At 60.7% G+C, this 14060-nt stretch carries 18 protein-coding genes; 12 read left to right on the top strand and 6 right to left on the bottom strand.

From position 1 onward, the window contains the following. Positions 1-81: 81 nt before the first annotated feature. Positions 82-708 carry a hypothetical protein gene (locus NCHU2750_RS29980; RefSeq protein ID WP_162939847.1) on the top strand — a complete coding sequence of 209 codons (627 nt, stop codon included), beginning with the start codon at positions 82-84 and terminating at the stop codon, positions 706-708. A gap of 62 nt (positions 709-770) precedes the next feature. On the opposite strand, the gene NCHU2750_RS29975 is transcribed toward NCHU2750_RS29980, so the two are convergent. After that, positions 771-1079 (bottom strand): DUF736 domain-containing protein, encoded by a 309-nt coding sequence (locus NCHU2750_RS29975; protein WP_119945251.1) that lies wholly within the window; start codon positions 1077-1079, stop codon positions 771-773. 470 nt (positions 1080-1549) lie between these two features. Between NCHU2750_RS29975 and NCHU2750_RS30795 the strand changes: the two genes are divergently transcribed. Next, on the top strand, positions 1550-1723 hold the full coding sequence (locus NCHU2750_RS30795; RefSeq protein ID WP_162939867.1) for a hypothetical protein: 174 nt from the start codon (positions 1550-1552) through the stop codon (positions 1721-1723). A gap of 19 nt (positions 1724-1742) precedes the next feature. Here NCHU2750_RS30795 and NCHU2750_RS29965 read toward each other — a convergent pair whose 3' ends face one another. Both NCHU2750_RS29965 and NCHU2750_RS29960 read right to left on the bottom strand, forming a co-directional pair. Then, positions 1743-2669, bottom strand: coding sequence for an ArdC family protein (locus tag NCHU2750_RS29965; RefSeq protein ID WP_119945249.1), 927 nt, complete (start codon positions 2667-2669; stop codon positions 1743-1745). 284 nt (positions 2670-2953) lie between these two features. Continuing rightward, positions 2954-3541: a hypothetical protein gene (locus tag NCHU2750_RS29960; RefSeq protein ID WP_119945248.1), complete on the bottom strand. Its 588-nt coding sequence runs from the start codon at positions 3539-3541 to the stop codon at positions 2954-2956. Here NCHU2750_RS29960 and NCHU2750_RS30790 point away from each other — a divergent pair. Then, a complete protein-coding gene (locus tag NCHU2750_RS30790; protein ID WP_162939866.1) occupies positions 3540-3695 on the top strand; it encodes a hypothetical protein in 156 nt (51 codons plus the stop codon). The two genes, NCHU2750_RS29960 and NCHU2750_RS30790, sit on opposite strands and share 2 nt — an antisense overlap. 230 nt (positions 3696-3925) lie before the next feature. Here NCHU2750_RS30790 and NCHU2750_RS29955 read toward each other — a convergent pair whose 3' ends face one another. Continuing rightward, entirely contained in the window at positions 3926-4123 is a 198-nt protein-coding gene (locus NCHU2750_RS29955) for a hypothetical protein (RefSeq protein ID WP_205583936.1), read from the bottom strand. Between the two features lies 1 nt (position 4124). On the opposite strand from NCHU2750_RS29955, the gene NCHU2750_RS30785 reads away from it, so the two are divergent. Next, positions 4125-4499, top strand: coding sequence for a hypothetical protein (locus tag NCHU2750_RS30785; protein ID WP_162939865.1), 375 nt, complete (start codon positions 4125-4127; stop codon positions 4497-4499). Here the strand turns inward: NCHU2750_RS30785 and NCHU2750_RS29945 are convergent. Then, positions 4481-6229, bottom strand: a complete 1749-nt coding sequence (locus tag NCHU2750_RS29945; RefSeq protein WP_119945247.1) for a ParB N-terminal domain-containing protein — start codon at positions 6227-6229, stop codon at positions 4481-4483. The genes NCHU2750_RS30785 and NCHU2750_RS29945 overlap by 19 nt on opposite strands. A 421-nt stretch (positions 6230-6650) precedes the next feature. Between NCHU2750_RS29945 and NCHU2750_RS29935 the strand changes: the two genes are divergently transcribed. The 3 genes from NCHU2750_RS29935 (at position 6651) to NCHU2750_RS30780 (ending at position 9228) form a co-directional block, all read left to right on the top strand. After that, positions 6651-7901 (top strand): ATP-binding protein, encoded by a 1251-nt coding sequence (locus tag NCHU2750_RS29935; protein ID WP_119945245.1) that lies wholly within the window; start codon positions 6651-6653, stop codon positions 7899-7901. Positions 7902-7964: 63 nt separating this feature from the next. Further along, entirely contained in the window at positions 7965-8180 is a 216-nt protein-coding gene (locus NCHU2750_RS29930) for a hypothetical protein (protein ID WP_119945244.1), read from the top strand. 352 nt (positions 8181-8532) lie between these two features. After that, the gene (locus tag NCHU2750_RS30780) at positions 8533-9228 is read left to right on the top strand and encodes a hypothetical protein (protein WP_162939846.1); all 696 of its coding nucleotides are present in this window, start codon (positions 8533-8535) and stop codon (positions 9226-9228) included. Between the two features lie 48 nt (positions 9229-9276). Here NCHU2750_RS30780 and NCHU2750_RS29915 read toward each other — a convergent pair whose 3' ends face one another. Further along, positions 9277-10278, bottom strand: a complete 1002-nt coding sequence (locus NCHU2750_RS29915) for an IS30 family transposase (RefSeq protein ID WP_119945241.1) — start codon at positions 10276-10278, stop codon at positions 9277-9279. A 765-nt stretch (positions 10279-11043) separates the two neighbouring features. On the opposite strand from NCHU2750_RS29915, the gene ku (NCHU2750_RS29910) reads away from it, so the two are divergent. From ku (NCHU2750_RS29910) to NCHU2750_RS29890, 5 genes are all read left to right on the top strand, one after another. After that, complete coding sequence (gene ku / locus NCHU2750_RS29910) at positions 11044-11949, top strand: non-homologous end joining protein Ku (RefSeq protein WP_119945240.1); 906 nt, start codon at positions 11044-11046, stop codon at positions 11947-11949. 11 nt (positions 11950-11960) lie between these two features. Continuing rightward, positions 11961-12770, top strand: coding sequence for a non-homologous end joining protein Ku (gene ku / locus NCHU2750_RS29905; protein ID WP_119945239.1), 810 nt, complete (start codon positions 11961-11963; stop codon positions 12768-12770). Continuing rightward, positions 12770-13144 carry a hypothetical protein gene (locus NCHU2750_RS29900; RefSeq protein WP_119945238.1) on the top strand — a complete coding sequence of 125 codons (375 nt, stop codon included), beginning with the start codon at positions 12770-12772 and terminating at the stop codon, positions 13142-13144. The genes ku (NCHU2750_RS29905) and NCHU2750_RS29900 overlap by 1 nt, the downstream gene beginning before the upstream one ends. A 468-nt stretch (positions 13145-13612) precedes the next feature. Next, complete coding sequence (locus tag NCHU2750_RS29895; RefSeq protein WP_162939864.1) at positions 13613-13783, top strand: hypothetical protein; 171 nt, start codon at positions 13613-13615, stop codon at positions 13781-13783. A gap of 58 nt (positions 13784-13841) precedes the next feature. Beyond that, positions 13842-13982, top strand: coding sequence for a hypothetical protein (locus tag NCHU2750_RS29890; protein WP_162939863.1), 141 nt, complete (start codon positions 13842-13844; stop codon positions 13980-13982). The last annotated feature ends 78 nt before the right edge of the window (positions 13983-14060 follow it).

The raw sequence follows: 14060 nt of genomic DNA, 5'->3' as shown, positions 1-14060 counted from the left end.
CGACACGTCGATCGATCTCATGACATCGCCGGGCCCTCGAGGCCCGGCCAATCTGATTGAATGCGGCAGGACACTGTCGCCATGCCGAAGGTGAGTGCGATGAGAACACCATGGAGATTTGTGGCTGACCTGGTGTCGCGTAAGCCAAAGACGGAAACACTTAACGAGCGCGAGGCGGTCGCGCCTGAGGCCATCGCACTCGAATACCATCCGCCCGCTGAGGACCAATCTCGGGAGGCTAACCCCCAGCCGGTCGAGCAAGATGCTACGGAGACGGCTCAGACTGCCGTGCAGCTAAGTCCAGAAGGCGCTAAAGCCGCCGATATCTCATCGGTGACGTCGGTCGGCGATGAGCCGACCGAGCGGGTCGACATCGCTGAACCTGCGGCGGCCGCAGACGCCCCTGAAGACAGCGACGTCACCGCAGCTGCGGAACCCGGGGCAGCCCCGGCTCAAATGGTGAGCGAGGAATCGGCGGAGCCCGCGCCGGATCGCCCAGCGGCTACCGGGCCACTCGCCAAGCAAGATAAGCCGACAACCGAGCCCGTCGGTGAAGCACCAGTTACGCCCACAGGCCCCAAATCGGTCCTGGACGAGATGGCCGATCTCGATGCTGAGGTCGCAGCATTGCGGAGACAGTTGGCGAAGAAGCTCTCGGAGCAGAATGCGCAATTGCGAAAGATGCTCGCCAGATACGACGCGCGATAGCGGCTCGCCGCTTTCTGAAGAAAGGTTGAGGCCCCGCCGGCGGCGGAGCCTCGTGATCCAGATCAGTCCCGATTCGGCCGGGACCAGATGAGCTGAAGGCCATCTTCGCCTTCGACTTCGGCGAGTGTCGCGTAGATCGGGGCCGGGAAGCTCGGATCGTCGAGCTTGACCGAGAGGTAGTCGCGGCCTTGCTCAGAAGTCTTCTGCCAGGCGGCGCCGAGCTCGACCGTTCCCGCATAGACGCGGAACTGCGGGCCTTTTTCCGAAGGGTTCTCGACGCGGGTGATGCGAGCCTTGACGTTGAGGGCGAGAGTGCGGATCGAGCCGGTGAAGCCGTTCTTTTCCGAGGTGAAGGTGCCGATCGTAGCCATTTTTGCGTTCCTTTCGCTGTTTCGAGCCGCTCCAATGCGGCCTCGATGGCTGTCGACAAGACCGGAAGCGATCGGACCGCACCCAAAGGGCTGAAACGCAGTGGAAGGCGGCTGGGGTCGGATTTCTTGGAGGGAGAGGAGGGCGGCTCGCCGCACGGGGTAAGAAATCCGAGACCTGCCGTTGCGGGAGGACGATCGAGGCGAAGCCGGTTTTCCGGTCAGACATGCCCAATCGAGCCCGCAGATGGAGCCCCAGGAAGAGATTGAAGGAACACGGCAATGGCTGGCGTCGGCCATCATGGCACCATGTCACCATGGAACCCGGTTCTCACCGGCCCCAACCTGAACCGTGGTCAGACATGTTTGGTTCGGAATGTCCCTGTCGATGTACCCGGCTAGGGCCATTGCCACCGATACTCTGTGCGGTATCGTCGTGTACGATTCGTCGTCAGGAGGACAACAGAAACCGCATGCGCCAACCGACTAAACCGTTCGTCGTTGAACGAAAGCCATCCCGCAAGCCCAGGCCCGATGTTGCAAAGCCGTCGATCTGGGGAAGGCTGGGTGCGGACATCTCGCAAGGTCTCAAGGACCAGGAAGATAAGGATCGGCGGGCCGCCAACGGTGGTGACGACCGTACCTGATCAAACTGCCGGCGCCTGCTCAGGCCGCCTGCTTGAGTTCATCCGCCTGCGGCTGCAGGGAATTCAGGAACGCCACCGCGCGCTGCGCATGTGCCGCCGCCTGGAAGATGGCTCGTTTGTCATTCGCGAGCACTGATAGCCACGACTGCAGGTAGGACGCATGGTCCGGCCGCGGCTCCAGCTCCGGCGCGATGCCGAGATCGGCGCAAAGGAAGCAACTGCCGAGTTCGGCGATAAGCTCTTCGCGGGCGCGGTCCGTCCGATCCTTCGCATAGCGGGAGAGATCGCGCCCGACGCGATCGTTGGAAGCGGTCCAATGGGTGGACTCATGCGCAAGGACGGCCGCGTATCCGGCAGCATCACGGAACGCCTCGAAGGGTGGCATCTGGATGTGGTCGGTGACAGGCGAGTAATAGGCCTGATTGCCGCCGTGCCGGATCACGGCGCCGGTATTCTTGAAGAAGCGATCGGCATTCTCGATCCGTGCCACCGGATCGATCACCTCGGCCACCGGTGCGTGGTAGCTCTCCGGCAATCCGTCGATTTGCTCGACATTGAAGACAGAGTACGCTTTCAGGAACGGAATCTCTCGATCGATCTCGCCGCCATTCTCGTCCGCTTCCGCCTTGGTGAAGCGCGTTGCGAAGACGACCGTCGAGCCGGTTTCGCCCTTGCGCACAGCCGCGCCCAGCTCGAGCGCCTGTTTAAATGTCATCCAAGATGGCGAGGCAAAGCCACGCGACAGCTGCTCCGACCAGAGGAGCAGAACGTTCATGCCGGAGTAGGGCAGGCCATTATGGCGCAATGGCCGTGTGATACGGCCGTTTGTATTGGCGGCGCTCCATGGCTTGAGCCAGGGGCGCACCCCTCGTTCGAGATCCTCGACAATACGATCCGTAATCCGCGTGTAGATGTCCGTGCGATCTGCTTCCGCTTTCTTTCCCATATCTCTTCTCCGTTTCCAGGACCGCGCCACTCGCGGTCCGTCACGGAGGCCAAAAGCCGGGGCCGATCGGATGGTGATGCACCGGAACGGCCGCAACAGCGTGGAGGACGGCATAGCCGTTGCATCGACAGCCCGGCTCCGGCAGGGCCGCTGAACGGACGGGCCGCAAGCGGCGCTACCCTTCTTTCACTCCCTCTTCGCTGAGACGACAAAAGGCCGACACCAGTGGGTGACGGCCTTTGCGTTTAGAGATGGGTTGCGGGGCTGTCGCCCCGCGGACCCGATCAGCCGAAGGCGGCCATCTGAGCTTCGGCTGCCTTGCGGTCGAGCGATGCGCCTGGGTTCTCGACCGGCCGATCGAAGGGCTTCCAGGTCTCTCCGACCACCTGCTCGTAGGCCGTCACCGCGCCCTCGGCTGCCATGCGCAGCGCGTGGGACTGGACACTCATATCGGCCGCGAATTCCCGCTTACGCTGGGCGGCGCTATCGTAGCCGACCGGACCGTCGAGATCCTCGTCGCGGGCATCGTTCGATGCCTTGGCCGTTGCGTCGCGCGCCTCGCTGACGGCGCGAGAGTAGAACTGTCCGGCGCCATGTGCCGATCCGACGAAGGCTCCGACGATCCTTTGCAGATGGATCTGCATCGCCTTCTCGCCGAGCCCTTCAGAGAGGCTGTCGGCGGTCTCGACGATCAGCCGCTCATGCAGGCTGCGGATGCCATCGCTATCAACGACCGCGGTGCCGAAGCTTTCGGCGATTTTGAGCGCCTGGACGGCGTCGGGGCAGGAGAGGCGGACCATTTCGAGTGTGGTGCCGCGGCGCGATTGCATTGATCTGGCGTTGGAGCGATTGGGGGTGGCGGGCTTGGCCATGTCTGTTCCTTCCGTGGCTGCCGAAGCGGTTCCGGCCCGTGCCGGTCTGCCCTTCGATGCGGACGACCAGAACCGGCAAAGGACGGGCGGCTTCACAGGTCCGACCCGACTAAGCCAGCAGGGCAGGTTTGCGAGCCAGCAGGTTTTAACCTGAGCAGACCGCGAGCCTGGCCTCGCGCAGTGAGGTTGGGTCGGCCGCTCTGCGGCGCGACAGCGGCCTTGAAACGACCGGCCGCCGGTTCAGACCGCAACGAGAAGAAGGGCAGTCCGGCACGGGTCCGATGTCAGATGCACGGCGACGAGGGACGACATGGCCAAGCCCGCCACCCTGGGAGATGTCGTGACTGCACGGTGATCAGAAGCCTCCCCGCAGTCCACCCCGCCTCAGGTCCACCTACCACGCGAGGGCGATAGAGGCGTGTCACCGCAATGCTCAAGCGCGTCGATGATCTGCTCTTGCACCGCAAGCCTTGATGCGAGCGTGTCGAGTTCGCCCCACCGTTCGAAGGCCAGGCGATCGGCAAGCTCCTGATGGTAGAGACGGGGACCGGACCGACGTCGCGCCCGGCTCCGGACTTTCAACGTGATCGCCTGGCGTCCGGCGCGCGCAGCAAGGCGTGTTCGCCGACATGCGCGTCCGCACGCGGTTCAGTTTCGCCAGATCGCGTTTGTGACCAGCCGTCTCGGCAACGCGCGTTCGAAACTCGTCCTCGTCGGCCACCCAGCCGTTGTGTCCGATGAAATCGGCACGGGTCAGTTCTACAAGCGGCCGGCGGACAAAGACCGCACTCGCGAGATAGGCAAAGCCATTCGGCGAGGTGACCATGCCGAGGACCAGATCATCGATGCGGGCGACGGGCAGGCCGTCCGGGCTTTTGGCAAACTCCACCCCCGAAAGATTGGGGGTGGTTGCTGCCATGTTCGACTAGAGGGCGGCGGTCATGCTGCCGCCCTCTGATCGAAAAACTCGTCGCGGCCATCGTCGGCTTCGACGTCGGCGTCGTGCGGATCATCCTGATCCGCCCCCTCCTCGAGCTGCCCCTCATACTCTTCAGCCGAGGCGCCGGCATCGCCAATGCCGTCATCCTGGAAGCCCGCGCCGATGACGTCGGTGGCCGCGCCTGCCCGGATCCAGTCGAGCAGCTCGTCGGCCGGCGGCGCGAAGCGGCCGGCGGGATGGACGAAGTGCTGAGTTGCGAAATGCTCGACCAGCGCTGCGCGGGTTTCGCAGACCTTGGACCGCGGCTGAACCGATGCTTCGGTGCAGGATGCCTCAAGCGCCTGGCGCGACAGGCACAAGAGGAAATCCTCCGATCCCATGTTCGGAAGGAATTTGTCGGCACCGATCGCGTCGCCAGCGATGCGCGCGATCATGCCACTGTTCGACATGCCACGGCGGCACGACAGGACATCAATGAGGACTGAGCGCGCCACGACCCGCACCGTCTCCATGTCCGTGCTAAGTTCGCCGTCATCCGAGAGCAGACGGGCGGCATGCCGGCGGAGCCGACCCGCTCCGATCACGGTATCGCTCGCGCCGGAATCGACGCGGACATTCAGGCCCGCAAACGCGATGACGAGCAGCGCCATCAGCGTGTCGTCTTCGATCGGGGCGCGACCGAGCGCCTCATGCAGGGCATCGGTGCGGAAGTCGCCGATCATGTCCTGCCCCTTCTGCGTGACGTCAGGCCGGACCTTCGGAGCGTCAATCACCGCGCTGTTGTCGCCCCCACCGCTGACCGCTGCGCCCTTGGTCTTCTTCTCTTCGGGCATGCGATACGCGACCGACTGAACCTTGCCGTCGCGGTCGAGATACATGCCGACATGATCGGACTTCGACGGCTTACCGTAAATACGCTCGGCCTTCTTCGGCAGCTCGGGCTGGGCCCAGTTGTTGACCTCGACGATCGCGCCTTTCTTCGGAAGATTTGTTGTCATCCATTCCTGCTGTGCACCAAGAAACGCTTCGACATTGGTCGTGTAGCGGCTGTCCTGATCGGCCGGTGCGAAGAGATCCTCGACCCACTCGATACCGTAGGCGTTTGCGAGATCATCGCCGAAGCTTGCATCCTTGGCGAACATGCGGGTCTTGGAGAGGGCGCGAGCGATATTATACCAGTCGGCCCGCTCGGCTTTCTTTGGCTTGTTCGCCTTCCAGACTTGCCTCTGCTCATCGAGCGACGCCGCGGCGATCGTGCGCAGATGCTGCTCGTTCGGCATATCGCCGAGCGCCATATGATCGAGCATCGAGCCCAGGACATTGGCCAGTAGCCTCAGCTTGCGGATCTGGCGGACGGGAAGCGCCAGCGCCACGCTGATTGCCTCCTCGGTCCAGCCAAGGGCCACGAGTCGTTCGATGCCACGCCACTGGTCGATCGGGTTGAGCGGCTCGCGGGCGATATTCTCCACCATCGAGCGCATGGCACCGTTGTCGTTGGCGGCCTCGCAGACGATGACCTCGATCTCCTCGTGACCGGCTGCGATCGCCTGGGCCACGCGGCGGTGGCCGGCCTGGATGATGAGGCCATTACCGCCATCGGTCTCGGGCGAAACGATCGGTGGCTGGATGATGCCGACGGCCTTCACCGTGGCCAGAAGCAGAGCGTCGGCCTGCGGCGAGGACTTGGACCGGCGGGCATCGTCGGGATTGCCCTTCAGCGTACGAGGATCGATTTTGAGGATCTGCATGTGGTTTGCTCCTTGTGGGTTTCTAGAGCGGCGGTCGCCACCCCTTCCTGCCTTCAGTTCTTTCCGAAGACATTTCCCGGACCGCGGAGCGAACGGGCCGGCGCAACGGCGCCCGAGCGACCCTGCCTGGCAGGGTGAGCGGGGCGTTCAGCCCTGCGAGACCGACGGGCAGGGTTGTGTAGGGGGCGGTTGAGCGAAGCGGCGGCGGGCCGGGCGATCTGCGAGAGGGATCTACTCCTCTCTTCTTCTTTTCCTCCTTTATGCTTCTCGCCACAGATGGGAACATTGCTTGGCATGGCATCGTGTGCATCCGAATTGGACGGCGTTACATTCCGGATTGGACGCACTTGAAATCCGAATTAGACGATCATATTCTCCGAATCGGACGGATCATTGCGATCGTTTCATGGGACTTTAGTTGATGACCGGCGCAAACAAAGGAAACGAGCTCTATCCCAGAGGTGCTGCCGCACGTGTGGCCGTGGCGACCAGCGACACGCCGGTGGTTCTGGTGAATGGGCCGCGACAATGCGGCAAGACTACGCTGGTGCGCTCGCTCTTAAGCGGCGATCGGCCCTATTTCACCCTGGACGACGAGACGACGCTTGCATCCGCAAAAGCCGACCCCGTCGGGTTCGTCCGGCAGATCGATACCGCAATCCTCGACGAGGTGCAGCGCGCTCCCGAACTGCTGCGCGCAATCAAGAGCGCGGTCGACAATGACCGACGTCCCGGTCGCTTTCTTCTGACGGGATCCGCCAATATCCTCGCACTCCCCACAGTCTCGGAAAGCCTTGCCGGCAGGATGGAAGTTGTCACGCTTTTGCCCCTAGCACAGGCAGAAATCCGGCAGGAGACAGGCAATTTTCTCGACAGGGCGTACGCCGGAGACCTCACAGCGCCGCGAAACCTCGTGACGGGGCCGGATCTGATAGAGTGCGCCCTGACCGGGGGGTATCCGGAAATGGTCGCGCGCGCCGATCCTCGTCGCCGCTCTGCTTGGGCCAGGGAGTATATTCGCGCAATCGTGGAGCGCGACGTAACCGAAATTGCCGATGTCGAGCGCCTCGACCAAATGCCTCAGCTCCTTCGCGCACTGGCACATCATTCCGGACAATTGTTGAATTTCGCGCAGCTCGCGGGCCAGATCGGTCTCGATGACAAGACGGCGCGTCGCTATATCGGCATTTTCGAAAACCTGTTTCTCGTCCACCGCATAGAACCCTGGTTTCGCAATCCGCTGAAGCGCCTTATAAAGACTCCAAAGCTGGTCTTCCTGGATAGCGGGCTTCTCGCGGCGCTGACGGGATTGACGGCAGATCGCATAGCGAAAGACAGATCCGTGGTCGGAGCACTCCTGGAGACGTTCGTCGCCAATGAGATCCTCAGGCTCGCGACTTGGAGCGAGGTTCGCCCGACCGTCCATCATTATCGCGACAAGGACCAGGACGAGGTCGATATCATCCTGGAGGACGAAGCCGGAGACTTGATCGGCCTTGAGGTAAAGGCCGCTGCGACCGTGACCTCCCACGATTTCAAAGGCCTGCGAAAGGTCGCCGCTGCATCCGGAAACGCTTTCAAGGCAGGCTTGGTCCTCCATGACGGCGATAAGATCCTGCCATTTGGCGATAAGCTGGCTGCCGTCCCACTTTCCTGTCTCTGGAGCAGTTGATCATCTATCCATAAGGCGAGGTCCGACCGGCGTCAGAGTCGACGTGCATGAATGAGGCAACCCATGAAGCTTTATCAACCCGGCGACACGAGCAAGGCGATCTGCCCGCACTGTGGCACGCTCGTTTCCACGACCTTAGCCTATCGCGATGTGCCATTCGATGACGGAACCGGTATGGTCAGAGGGATCCTGGCTGCGGTCTGCGACAAGTGCGAAGCCTTGGTATCGATCCCTGTACAATCGACGCCCATCATCCGGCGCACGAGAGGCAGCAAATAGTCCACTTCAGTCCAGCATCCCGGCCCTGGAGATAGAGATTATCGATGCGGCACCCTACCGGATCGATCCGATGCTGAACCTGTCGCAGCGCGAGGCCCACGACAATCCTGAGATTGGACGCAACACCTCCCATAAAAACAAATCAGAACAGAGTGGGGCCATCGAATGATGCCTTCTAGATTCTCGGCCTCACCAGCGACAGTGCATCGGCTACCATACGCTTCAAGATATGTTTCCTGTCAGCTGGACTGGCAATGAGAATTTCGGGCTCAACGGCCAGTGACTGATCACTGACTTCCGTAGTCACAGGCAAGACCGCAGGCCCTGAATCAACCGTCGCGGCGACAGTGATATGCGTTATGGTTGCTTCGTCGGCTTTGACGGAAACGGTGATCTTCTCTCCGGAGCGGATCCGTGCAGTTGCCCTCTCGCCGGCTTCCTGTTCGTTTTCGGCTTCGACCAGCAATGTCTGCGTTACAAGATAGAATGGCATATGTTCCCGCTGTGTTTTTCTGACGTCGATCTCATCCGCGTTGCTGCTACGGTCAAGCTACCGCATCCGTCTTGCCGTCTTCATCGATATAAAAAAGGCGCTCAACCCGAGCGGGGAGCGCCTTTCTCTTTATCCCGGCACAATGTCGAACGCCGCGGCAACTGCCGCGAGCAGGACATCGTTTCATCGGGAAGTGATCCTCAGATATTGTTGACGAGGCCGAATTTCAAGTCGCGGCCCGCTTCGGTGGCTGGTACATGTCTCGGCCCACGCTCAAACATGTTCGAGGTCCATATGGCCACTGATCCCGAGACCCGAAAAGCAATCGCAGAGCGCGCCATCGATCGCGCAGCAGCCCGCGGCGCACCGATCGATCAGGATCCGGCCTTCGTCGCTTTGCTGGACGAGTGGGTCCAAGGTCAGATCGAGTTCAAGGAGGTGCGCGAGCGATATCTGGATCTGTTGGCACTCCAGGCCGCCGAACGGCGTGGAAGCTGGAAGAGCCGTATTGGCAGAGCCCGGACGGCCTCATCGGATGAGCCAACGGATGAATAATGGAGAAGCTAACCCAAGTGCATCATGTCCGTTTTGCAGGGTAGGGGATCACGCCTCATCCTGCAAATGCGCCAGGAACATCTCGGCTGGGGTCTTGTAGCCGAGGCATTTGCGGGGTTGGTCGTTCAGATAACGTGCGAGTTGGATCAGGTCGCGTTGTGACACAGCTGCCAGATCCGTTGTGCCGGGCATGAAGCGGCGGATGCGCTTGTTTGCGTTTTCCACGGCGCCCTTCTGCCACGGCGCACTCGGGTCGCAAAACCAGCTACGCGCGCCGATCCCTTCCTCCAAAGCCCTGAACCCGGCAAACTCCGTACCGCGATCAAACGTGAAGCTCTGACGCGCAAAAGCCGGCAAAGGCGAAAACGTTCTGATGATCTTGTCCATGATCGGGCGTGAGTGGCGGCTCGGATTCTTGATGAGAACGGTGTAGCGGCTCTTGCGCTCCAAGAGCGTGGTGACATTGGCATGGCCGAGTGGGCGCTCGAAGATGAGCAAGTCTCCCTCCCAATGCCCGAACTGCGATCTATCTCCAACGAAATCAGGCCTTTGGGATATCCGGTGGGCGGCGGGAAACGCACCGTCGCGCGGCTTCCTGGAACGCATTGGACGGCGTTTGAGGCGCGCCTCAGGCAGATACTGATGGAGACCAAGCTCGTAATCTTCCCTGCTGTAGATGAAGCGGTAGATTGTCTCCTTGCACACGCGGACACGACTGAGGCCGTCCGACTGCAGACGTCCGGCAATCTGTTCCGGGGACCAGCGAGCTTTCAACTGGTTGATGATCTCGGTGCGCAAAGCCAGATAGCGCCGCAGTTTCCTCAGCCGGCGCCGACGGCCCCTGGAGATGTCGTGCGCAACGGTGCTGTAGTAGCCGTCGTAGTCCGGCAGTTCACGATCCCGAAACGTGTTGCGTTTGATCTCGCGGTAAATGGTCGAGCGATGACGGCCAAGCTGCCGCGCCATCTCGTTGACCGGAACCTTTGCCGCCACCAGGTGATGCAGGCGTCGGCGATCGGCGAGGGTGATCTGCGTGTAGCATCGGGACATGCCAAAGTCTCCAAAGTGAAGCCATTGAAATTATTGGCATGTCGCACTTGGAAATAGAATGTGCCCCCTTACATAGCGAAATCGCATAAGATACCTTATGGAACTTTCACGTGCAGTGTCCTCTGAATTTGTTGGTGCTTTTGTGGTTCACGCAGCTGGGTCTCCCTACTGAGTGTACTCATCGCTTCCCGGCGTCTTTTTTCCAGGCAAGATTTGACCGGCTTGCCAGTAGCGGAAAACGGCTTCGGCAGCCTCGACGGCTGATGCTCTCGCTCGGACGACTATGTTGCAGGGAGAGGCACTTCTCGCAAAAACCGCCTCCGTCCTCGCCCATGCAAGACATTGGCCGAAGCTGCTCGCGGCAGAGGCATGTTTTAGAATCCATAACGGCGCTTTCGCGGTCGGGCGGGATGATTTCGGCTTGACAGCCAGCCGTCAGGTCGACGCTTAACAGTGCCATTGCTGATCGCAAGACATTACCTTCGTCAGACAGATTGGACGGCTGCGTCACGGGACGTCCGGTCCCCAGTTGAGAAGGGCGGATCCTTCCTGATTTGCAGATGCAGCGACGAAGAATGTCGTCATGTCAGATCAGAACGATGGAGAAGCTGAATGGTCGTCCGATGGCGGAGGGCGACATGTGTGACTTTGAATCAAACTCTGAACGCCGATTCCTAAGCTATTGAAATTTGATTCGTTTCGACTCGGAACGAATCAGCTCGTCGCACCTTTGAGTCGCCATCCAGGTGATTCGGAGTAAAGCGTATGGCAGGGCATCGAGCGCAGTGGAAAGGGTTCCTGAAGGTCGGCGAAGTGAGCTGCGGCGTCGCGCTTTATACCGCGGCATCGACGTCGGACCGGATCGCCTTCAACACCATCAACACCGCGACCGGCAACCGCGTGAACCGGGTCTTCGTAGATTCCGAGACTGAGGCTCCGGTGCCGAAGGAAGATCAGGTGAAGGGCTTCGAGCTGGAGAACGGCAGCTATCTCTTGATCGATCCTGAGGAGATCGCGGCGACCGTCCCCGAGAGTAACAAGACGCTCGAGATCGAAGCCTTTATACCGTGCGGCACCGTCGACGACGTCTACTTTGACAAACCCTACTACCTCACTCCGGACAAGACCTCCAGCGATGCGTTCGCCCTGCTGCGTGACGGCATGAAGGGCGACAAGGTTGCTGCCATCGCACGGACGGTCCTGTTCCGGCGAATGCGTACCGTGCTCATACGGCCGCATGGCAAGGGGCTGATCGCCACGACGCTACAATACGACTATGAGGTTCGGTCATCGAAGAAGGCCTTCGAGAGCCTGCCGAAGATCAAGATCGAACACGAGATGCTCGATCTCGCCAAGCACATCATCTCCACCAAGATCGGAGAGTTCGATCCGGCAACCTTCGACGACCGCTACGAACAGGCGCTGGCCGCGCTGGTCAAAGCGAAGGTCGATGGCAAGTCCCTGCCAAAGCGGAAGAAGGTCGAGGTATCGCGGCCGAACGATCTGCTTGCCGCCCTTCGAGAGAGTGCCGGCCTCTCGACGAAGTCGGACGACAAACCAAACCGCACTGCTGCCAATGCCAACAAAGGTGTGGGTCGGCAGCGCGCCGCGCGCGGGGCGGGCCAGAAGTCCGCCAGTTCAAAGGCCGCCCCGCAGCGCAAGGCCGGGTGAGGAGAACGACGATGGCAATCCGTCCATATTGGAAAGGCTACCTCAAATTGTCGCTCGTCACTTGTCCCGTCGAGATGATGCCGGCCACTTCGGAATCCGAGAAGGTCAGGTTCCACACCATCAACGAGAAGACCGGCAACCGGGTCATGTCCCAATACGTGGACTCCGTCACGGGGAAGCCGGTCCGTGACGACAAGCAGGGCAAAGGATACGCACGCGGCGAGAACGAATACGTGGTCCTGAGCGAGGACGAGATCGACGCCGTCGCGCTCGACACCGTCAAGACGATCGACATCTCCCGCTTCGTGCCGGCCGACAGCATCCCATGGATCTACCTTGAGAAGCCGCACTACCTGGCGCCCGGCGACAAAGTCGGTGACGAGGCGTTCAGCGTCATCCGGGAGGCGATGAAGGCGTCTGATGTCGTCGGCATCTCCAAGCTGGTCGTCGGCCGTCGCGAACGCGCCGTGGTCCTCGAGCCACGGGACAACGGGATCGTGCTCTGGACCCTGCGGTTCGGCGACGAGGTTCGGCCCGAGGCAGAGTACTTCGAGGACATCGACGACGAAGCGGACGACGAAGCCCTGCCCTTATTGCGGAAGCTCATCAAGCAGAAGACGAAGACCTGGTCGCCGACGATGGTCAGCGATCCGATTCAGGATGCGCTGCTGGCGCTCATCGACGAGAAGAAGGGGTCGCTGAAGCCTGCAAGGAAGACGAAGGCGAAGAAAGGCGAGGCCGCTCCGTCCAACGTCGTGAACATCATGGACGTGCTTAGGAAGAGCCTCGAACAGGACCAGAGAAAGAAGAAGGCGAGCTGATGGACGACCCGAGAGAGTTCGAAATCTGCCAGCCGGAACCCTTCATCTACTTCGAAAACGGCCAATTCGCCATCACGGACGGGTCGACCGTCTACCAGGTGATAGTCACCTGCGAGGCGATGAGAGCAACCGCGCCACCGCCCGAGAAGTCCCTTCGCAGGCTTGTGCGCTACGTCGGGTACTATCGTGACCTGGCGGCGGCAGCGATCCGCCGTGGCGAAGATGTCGGCGAAAAGGTGTGGGTGAACGAGGCGATGGTGCGGTCGTCGCCTCTTCCGCAGCTCGCAGGATTCGGTGTAGCTCGAGCTCGATCTGGGCGTCGCGGATTGTCGCCCGTCGCGAAGGAAGTCGGACATGCCCAGCATCGTGCATGATTACAAGGGCTACCGAATAGCGATATACAGCCCGAACGACCATTTCGCTGTCATAACCCGCCGGAAAGCAACCTGGTGATCAATCTCAAAGAGAGGCAGCCTCGAGCCACCGTCGCCGAAGGTCCGCTGATCTGCTTATAGCGTGCGCAGACCCTAGTCGAAGGCCTCTCTGCAGTATCTCCGGCATGAACTCTGGGGCACCCGGCGGAGATGTTAATGGAATTCCTTTCTTGAGGAGGAGTGGGAAACTGAATTCCTATCAGGGCCTGATGAAGCTACTCGCCGCTTGTAAGGAGACGGATGCCATTAGTTAACAGGATCGGATCGACGGTTCACTTACTGCTTGGGTTCTGTGGTCGGACAGCAAGGATCGTCGACGGCGCGTACACCACTGGATGTTGCCTCTCAATCTGTTGAAGCTGCTTCGCAATCTCCCCACATATGAGGAAACTCTCAAGGATGATGGTCATGGTGAGCAGGATTAGAAGAACCCTGACCGTGCAGGAACGCGCGGCAGCTTTCGAACACACGAACAAGGTGGCCGTCGAGGCCGCGGAAGAAGAGCGGCGCCTTCGCGAGCAGAAAAGCGACCGGCTCCGAAAGATGAGGCTTGCCGCTTCGAATTCCTCCTCGGAATGACCCGTATTTGGAACCCGGCCTCGTCGCGCAGATTTCTCGCCGCATCTCGGAGTTCAGTATGGGTCAGATCAACATCGAAAAGCCGTCAAACGGCACAAGCACTCCCATTGACAGCCAACTCAAAGAGCGCATCGCAAAAAGGTACAGCCTGGAAGAACTGGCGAACGCCACCGTGAGCGGTTCAAATGGGCCGTTTTGACAGCTCCTGCTTCGGAGGCTGCTGGAGACGGCGACCTCCGTTAATTCTATCGTAACCATCTCCATTTACGTTTCGTTC

This window comes from Neorhizobium sp. NCHU2750, from assembly GCF_003597675.1.
GTDB lineage: Bacteria > Pseudomonadota > Alphaproteobacteria > Rhizobiales > Rhizobiaceae > Neorhizobium.
This window is presented reverse-complemented; position numbering and strand designations above follow the sequence as displayed.

Coding starts and splice junctions, on each gene's coding strand:
- NCHU2750_RS29960 (WP_119945248.1), bottom strand. CDS start 3,541: ATGGCCAAGCCCGCCACCCCCAATCGCTCCAACGCCAGATCAATGCAA.
- NCHU2750_RS30780 (WP_162939846.1), top strand. CDS start 8,533: ATGCGTTATGGTTGCTTCGTCGGCTTTGACGGAAACGGTGATCTTCTC.
- NCHU2750_RS29980 (WP_162939847.1), top strand. CDS start 82: ATGCCGAAGGTGAGTGCGATGAGAACACCATGGAGATTTGTGGCTGAC.
- NCHU2750_RS29915 (WP_119945241.1), bottom strand. CDS start 10,278: ATGTCCCGATGCTACACGCAGATCACCCTCGCCGATCGCCGACGCCTG.
- NCHU2750_RS30790 (WP_162939866.1), top strand. CDS start 3,540: ATGTCTGTTCCTTCCGTGGCTGCCGAAGCGGTTCCGGCCCGTGCCGGT.
- NCHU2750_RS29895 (WP_162939864.1), top strand. CDS start 13,613: ATGGTGAGCAGGATTAGAAGAACCCTGACCGTGCAGGAACGCGCGGCA.
- NCHU2750_RS29930 (WP_119945244.1), top strand. CDS start 7,965: ATGAAGCTTTATCAACCCGGCGACACGAGCAAGGCGATCTGCCCGCAC.
- NCHU2750_RS29900 (WP_119945238.1), top strand. CDS start 12,770: ATGGACGACCCGAGAGAGTTCGAAATCTGCCAGCCGGAACCCTTCATC.
- NCHU2750_RS29890 (WP_162939863.1), top strand. CDS start 13,842: ATGGGTCAGATCAACATCGAAAAGCCGTCAAACGGCACAAGCACTCCC.
- ku (WP_119945239.1), top strand. CDS start 11,961: ATGGCAATCCGTCCATATTGGAAAGGCTACCTCAAATTGTCGCTCGTC.
- NCHU2750_RS29945 (WP_119945247.1), bottom strand. CDS start 6,229: ATGCAGATCCTCAAAATCGATCCTCGTACGCTGAAGGGCAATCCCGAC.
- NCHU2750_RS29965 (WP_119945249.1), bottom strand. CDS start 2,669: ATGGGAAAGAAAGCGGAAGCAGATCGCACGGACATCTACACGCGGATT.
- NCHU2750_RS30795 (WP_162939867.1), top strand. CDS start 1,550: ATGCGCCAACCGACTAAACCGTTCGTCGTTGAACGAAAGCCATCCCGC.
- ku (WP_119945240.1), top strand. CDS start 11,044: ATGGCAGGGCATCGAGCGCAGTGGAAAGGGTTCCTGAAGGTCGGCGAA.
- NCHU2750_RS29975 (WP_119945251.1), bottom strand. CDS start 1,079: ATGGCTACGATCGGCACCTTCACCTCGGAAAAGAACGGCTTCACCGGC.
- NCHU2750_RS29935 (WP_119945245.1), top strand. CDS start 6,651: ATGACCGGCGCAAACAAAGGAAACGAGCTCTATCCCAGAGGTGCTGCC.